The 5,588-nt window shown below is 68.8% G+C and carries 5 protein-coding genes; 2 read left to right on the top strand and 3 right to left on the bottom strand.

The window, feature by feature from the left end; translation table 11 throughout:
* Positions 1-69 precede the first annotated feature (69 nt).
* Positions 70-1,566 (top strand): endonuclease/exonuclease/phosphatase family protein, encoded by a 1,497-nt coding sequence (locus ACQKIP_RS38190; RefSeq protein WP_365864299.1) that lies wholly within the window; start codon positions 70-72, stop codon positions 1,564-1,566.
* A 292-nt stretch (positions 1,567-1,858) separates the two neighbouring features.
* On the opposite strand, the gene ACQKIP_RS38185 is transcribed toward ACQKIP_RS38190, so the two are convergent.
* Together ACQKIP_RS38185 and ACQKIP_RS38180 are read right to left on the bottom strand one after the other, a co-directional pair.
* The gene (locus tag ACQKIP_RS38185) at positions 1,859-2,977 is read right to left on the bottom strand and encodes a Gfo/Idh/MocA family protein (RefSeq protein ID WP_365864298.1); all 1,119 of its coding nucleotides are present in this window, start codon (positions 2,975-2,977) and stop codon (positions 1,859-1,861) included.
* Positions 2,977-3,783 carry a sugar phosphate isomerase/epimerase family protein gene (locus tag ACQKIP_RS38180; RefSeq protein ID WP_365864297.1) on the bottom strand — a complete coding sequence of 269 codons (807 nt, stop codon included), beginning with the start codon at positions 3,781-3,783 and terminating at the stop codon, positions 2,977-2,979. The genes ACQKIP_RS38185 and ACQKIP_RS38180 overlap by 1 nt, the downstream gene beginning before the upstream one ends.
* A 147-nt stretch (positions 3,784-3,930) precedes the next feature.
* Between ACQKIP_RS38180 and ACQKIP_RS38175 the strand changes: the two genes are divergently transcribed.
* Positions 3,931-4,566 carry a TetR/AcrR family transcriptional regulator gene (locus tag ACQKIP_RS38175; RefSeq protein WP_365864296.1) on the top strand — a complete coding sequence of 212 codons (636 nt, stop codon included), beginning with the start codon at positions 3,931-3,933 and terminating at the stop codon, positions 4,564-4,566.
* A 12-nt stretch (positions 4,567-4,578) separates the two neighbouring features.
* Here the strand turns inward: ACQKIP_RS38175 and ACQKIP_RS38170 are convergent, their stop codons facing one another.
* Entirely contained in the window at positions 4,579-5,229 is a 651-nt protein-coding gene (locus tag ACQKIP_RS38170) for a DUF6461 domain-containing protein (protein WP_365864295.1), read from the bottom strand.
* Positions 5,230-5,588 lie beyond the last annotated feature (359 nt).

The raw sequence follows: 5,588 nt of genomic DNA, 5'->3' as shown, positions 1-5,588 counted from the left end.
CTCCCATAGAGTGCTCCCCCTATGAGCACACGCGTTCACATAGGGGGGAGAGTCTGGATGCGCCGATTTTTGCGGCTGCTCGCGGCATTGTGTGCCGTGATAGCTGGACTACAGGTGCTTGCCGCGCCGACGGCAGGCGCCGCGGAGGTCTCGCAGGACGCCGAGGCGATCGCTAAATCAGCCGGTCAGAAGTGGGCCCTGAAGTCGCTGGCGACCGGGAAGTACGTCTCCGTCGCGCTCGATGAGACGGACACACAGTTGCAGTGGCGGCTTCGGGCCCGCGCCGATTCAGTCGGCTCCTGGGAGCGGCTCACACTGCACACCAATCACATGGCGAGGACAATCGGCTTCCGGTCCGAGGTCACCGGATTCTTCGTCACGGCGGAGTTCGGTTATGACGGGGACCGGCAGGGGATGCTCAGGGCTCGGGGCGCCGGGCTCGGGCTGTGGCAGCAGTTCACACCGGTGTTCTACGCCACGGGGGTGCCGACGGGGTCACCCAAGGGGTCGAGGGTGCTGGCGTTGAAGGTCAGCGAGAAGGACGAGACGACACCGGTGTACGTCTCCGCCGACGCGAGCGAAACAGGCGACGGTCTGTTGCGGGCGCGGGCCACCTCGGTCGGCTCCTGGGAGAAGTTCGTCCTGGAACCCGTCACCAGCGCCGGCAGCGGCACCGCGCCGGCGCCGAGCCCGGCGGCCGCCTCGACTCTCGACGTGATGTCGTGGAATGTGTGCGCGAACAACAACAAGGATTGCGGGTGGAGCGACGAGCGCGCCGGTTACGCCGAACTCAACGAGCAGATCCAGAGCCGGCTCAAGGATCCTGATGTCATCTTCTTCCAGGAGTTCTGCGAGAAGCATGCCAAGCGCGTCGAGTGGATGCTCGAAAAACCTGTAGCAGAAGGCGGCACCGGGCGCGGATGGGATGTGCGCTTCGCCCCCCTCCACCACCAATGGGGCGGTCCCCCGGTCCAGAAGCAATGCGCCATGGGACCCGCGCCCGAGAGCGCGGACCGGGGAGCCTACGGGGTGGCCATCGCGGTGCCCGAAGAGAACACCTGGTACAAGCATCACGCCCTCGAGTCTCCGGACACATCCAAGTTCGAGGAGCGTTCGGCTCTGTGTGCCGCACTGCCTTCACGGGCCGTCATGGTGTGCAATGCCCACTTCAGCGCGGGCGGCGCGGACTTCGGCGACCCGAACGGGGTGTGGCGCACCAAGCAGGCGAAGCAGTTCGAGGGCATCGTCGCAGAGTACGAGAAGCAGGGTTACCGGGTCGTTTTCGGCGGTGACTTCAACTCCGTACCGCCGGACTACACGCAATCCGATGGCCCCAACACGGTCCTGACCGACACCTACGCGGCGCACCGTGAGTGCGACGAAGGGAGCATCGCCGGGAGCCCCCGCAACGGCGAGGTGACGAAGCCACTCAGTGGACGAAAGATCAAGATCGATTACATCTTCGCCCCGGACACCGCACAATTCACCTCGTGCACTGTCACCCCCGACGCCGGAAAGTCCGATCACTACCCGCTCTACGGGACGGTGAGACTGCCCGGCACCTGACGGCCACCGGCTCTCGCACGACGTTCGCCCCGTGCGAGAGCCCGGGAGGCCCGCAGGACCACCGCGGCCTCACTCGGCCTTCCGGAACAGCTCCGACATCCGGTCCCCCGTCTCATGGCCGAGCAGCTCCGCCGAGTCCGCCCCCATCAGGCCGATCCGGCCGGCCAGTCCAGACGCCCGGCCTGTGGGCGTGCCAGGTCCACACGGGGCTTTGATGGCTCGCTTGCTGACGCGCTCCCTGCGAGCAGCCGGCCCTCTCTCCCTGCGAGCAGCCGGCCCTCTGCACGCGGCGTCACAGCGTGGCTTCGTAGGGGTCGCGGTCCTCGGGTACGAGGGGGATCTCCTCGAGCTTGCTGGTGACGTGGACGGTCTCGCCCGAGGCGGCGGCTTCGTCGATGGCCGTCAGGGCGTCCAGTACGTGGTAGCCGAGCTCCCCCGTGGCGATGTGCGGCCCGCCTGTGTGGATGGCGCGTGCCATGTCCAGCACGCCGAGGCCGCGGCCTGATGCGACCCCGACCGGCGTGAGGGTCTCCCATGCGGGCTCGCTGTCCGGCCGGGGAACGCGGGTGATCCGCACGTCTCCCGCGAATGTGTTGGGGTCGGGGATGACGAGGGTGCCCTCGGTTCCCGTGATCTCGACGATGCCGGTCCGGGTGAGGGGGGTGTCGAAGCTGAAGGTGCTCTGGCTGACCGCGCCGCCGTCGAACCGGGCGAGGGCCGCGATGTGGGTGGGGACGCCGACGGCGAAGTCCGTGCCGGCTCTGGCACCGGTGCGGATGGTGCGGTGCGCGCGACCGGTTGATCCCTCGGCGGAGACGCGGCTGATGGGGCCGAACACGCTGACCAGGGCGGTGAGGTAGTAGGGGCCCATGTCGAACAGGGGGCCTGCTCCGGGAGCGAAGAGGAACTCGGGGTCCGGGTGCCACTGGTCCGGGCCCGCGTACTGCATGACCGTGTGTGCGGACAGCGGTATGCCGATGTCGCCGCGCGCGATGGCCCTGCGGGCGGTCTGCAGGCCGGGGCCCAGGACGGTGTCGGGTGCGGTGCCCACGCGCAGGCCGGCGGCATCTGCCGCGTCGAGCAGGGCGCGGGCGCTCGGCCGGTCGATCGCGACGGGCTTTTCCGACCAGACGTGCTTGCCGGCGGCGATGATCGCCGAACTGACCTCGGCGTGGGCGGCGGGGATGGTCAGGTTGACGATGATGTCGACGCCGGGATGGGCGAGGACGCGCTCCGCCGTGCCCCACTCCCCCACCCCGTACTTCTGGGCCTGGGTGCGGGCGCGTGCCGTGTCGAGGTCGCCGACGACCAGCACACGCACATCGGGAAACGCGGTGAGGTTGGTCAGGTACTGGTCGCTGATGTTGCCGGCGCCGATGAGGCCGATGCCGACCGGAGTGTGAGTGGTCATCAGTTGATGCCCTTCGCGGCCAGATAGCGGACGGCTGCCTGGATGCCCTCGAAGATGTCACCGCTGTAGTAGTCGAATTCGATGATGGCGAACTCCGCACCGGTGGCTGCGGCGAGCGCCGCGTCCAGGGGCACCTGTCCCTGGCCGGGCGCGACCTGCCCGGTGTCGGCCGGCTCGAAGGGGGCTTCGGAGAAGAACGGGTCCTCGATGATCGCGCCGTCCTTGACGTGCAGGGCCTTCACCCGTGCGCCGAGTCGTTCCAGCAGGCCGACGACGTCCTTGCCGCCCGCCGAGGCCCAGTAGAGGTCGATCTCCAGGTCGACGCCGGGGTCCAGAAGGCTCACGAAGTACTCGAAGGCACTTGCGCCGTTGACGGTGTGGACGAACTCCTGGGAGTGGTTGTGATAGCCCACGCGCAGGCCGTGGTCTGCGGCGCGGCCGGCGGCTTCGTTCAGGAGCGCGGCGGTCCGTGCGATCTCGCGCTCGTCGGTCCACCGGGGCGCGGGCACGAAGGGGTCGACGACCAGGTCGAGGCCGATCCGCTTGGCGGCGGCGAAGGTCTCGTCGAGTGTCGGGACCTCTGCGCCGTCGGGGCGCTGAACGGACAGCAACTCGGCGTGCCCGGTGCGCGCGGTCAGATGGTTGCGCTCCAGGGCGTCCGCCAGTTGCTCGGAGCGTCGTACGAAGTCGAACACCTCCACGTGGCGCAGTCCGAGCCCGGCGATCCGGGCAAGGGCGGTGCCCTGGTCGGTTTCCAGGGCCTGGCGGACGGAGTAGAGCTGGAGTGAGAGCTGTGGCTTGGACATGCAGGCTTCCTCTCAGGTTCGACGACCGCGCGACGGATGCACCGAGCAGAGGCGAGGCACAAAATACCTACACTCTTGTCGGTATTTGCAGCGGGGGTGACAATACCCACACCCCTGTCGGTTTTCTAGAGTGGATAGCATTTCGCCATGACCCAGCCCGGAGCGGCAACGCAGCCAGCGCCCTCGCGCAACTACCCCAAGGGCGAACGGCGGCGTGCACAGATCATCGAGGCTGCGCTCACCGCGTTCGGGCAGGTCGGCTACCGCAACGCGAGCATGGTCCAGCTCGCGGCCGCCTGCGGCGTCTCCCGGGCCGGGCTCCTGCACCACTTCCCGACGAAGGAATCGCTGCTCGAAGCCGTCCTGGAGGAGCGTGAGCTGCAGGACGACCAGTACTTCTTCCGCACCGGCGCCGACCGCACCGACGGGCTCGAGTATTTCGCCAGCATGGTCCGCCTGGTCGCGCACAACCAGGCGAACCCCCTGATCGTCAGCCTCTTTGCCGTCCTGTCCGGCGAGGCGACCGCCGCGGATCATCCGGCGCGCCCCTACTTCACCGCCCGCTACGAGCGGGCACGCAGCCAGATGTCCCGGGCAGTCGACGATCTCGTGCGCCGCGATCTGCTCCATCCCCATGTGGACCCGTCCGGGCTGACGGCGAGTCTCATCGCCCTGATCGACGGACTACAGGTCCAGTGGCTCCTCAGCCCGGACACCATCGACATGCCCGCCCACCTCCAGAGCATGCTGCGCAACGTGATCAGCGCGGAACTGCCCGTCTGACGGGACGCCGGATCACTCGTACGGCGCCACCAGCAGGGGCGCACCGCGCAGGTCCCCGACGGTCCAGGCCAGGCCCGCGAGGGCGCAGACGGCCCGCATGCAGATTTCGTGGTCGGCCTCGCCCGCGGAGAGGCAGTCGTGCTCGATAGTCCCTGCGGCCCGGAATGCCGTGCGCAACGCGTCGGGCATGTGCGGCAGGTCGCGTTCGAGGACGAGGTCATCGAGGTCCACGTGACAGGCCACCGACCCGTCGACGGCGTAGGCCAGGCTGACGTCGGCGTTGACGGAAAACGTGGTGGAGGCTGCGGCGCGTCCCCCGCACGACAGCTCCGCCAGCACCTCCTCGTCGACGCAGGCGGCGTCGTCGTACACGAAGGTCCAGGACCCGTTCGTGCCGGACAGGAGCGTGCCGCTGTCACCGCACTCGTCCGCGAGGAACGCGGCGGGCAGGGAGGTGTACGGGCCGGTCCCGGCGGCGGGCAGGACGCACGTGCGGATACGGCCGGGATCGGCGTCCAGGGCCTCCAGCGTCTGCCGGGGATCGCGACCGCGTACGACGTGCAGCGCGTGGTGCCGCTCGGTCGAGGCCACCTCACTGATCCAGATCGGCAGGCCGTCGTCGGCAAGGGTGCCCGGCGGGAATCCGGGCGTATGCGTGGGCAAGCGGGCTCCATAGTGTTCGGGTACCTCGCCGCGCACGGCCTTGAGGTAGTAGGTCAACTCCCCTGGCGGGCAGGGAAGTCGACCAGCCTACGCCGGGGCACGGTGGCGGCGGGCAGCAGTTCGCCTCAGGCGGGGCGCCGCAGCCGCTCGGCGATACCGTGCGTCAGCTTCATCTGCTCGTCCTCAAGGTTCCACTTCCCCTTCCGGTAGGCCTGGTTGCTCACCCAGAACACCATGATCCCGTCGCGGCGGAACTCCGCGACCGTCGCCAGCGACCAGTCGTTGCCCCCGTCGTGCCAGGTGACCGGGCCGCCCTCGGAGTCCGGCCTCGGGGAACATCGGTACAGCGGTTATCGGTG

Source organism: Streptomyces sp. NPDC059900 (assembly GCF_050270335.1).
Taxonomy (GTDB): Bacteria; Actinomycetota; Actinomycetes; order Streptomycetales; family Streptomycetaceae; genus Streptomyces.
Note: the sequence above shows the minus strand (reverse complement) of the source record. Positions and strands in the feature narration are given on the sequence as shown.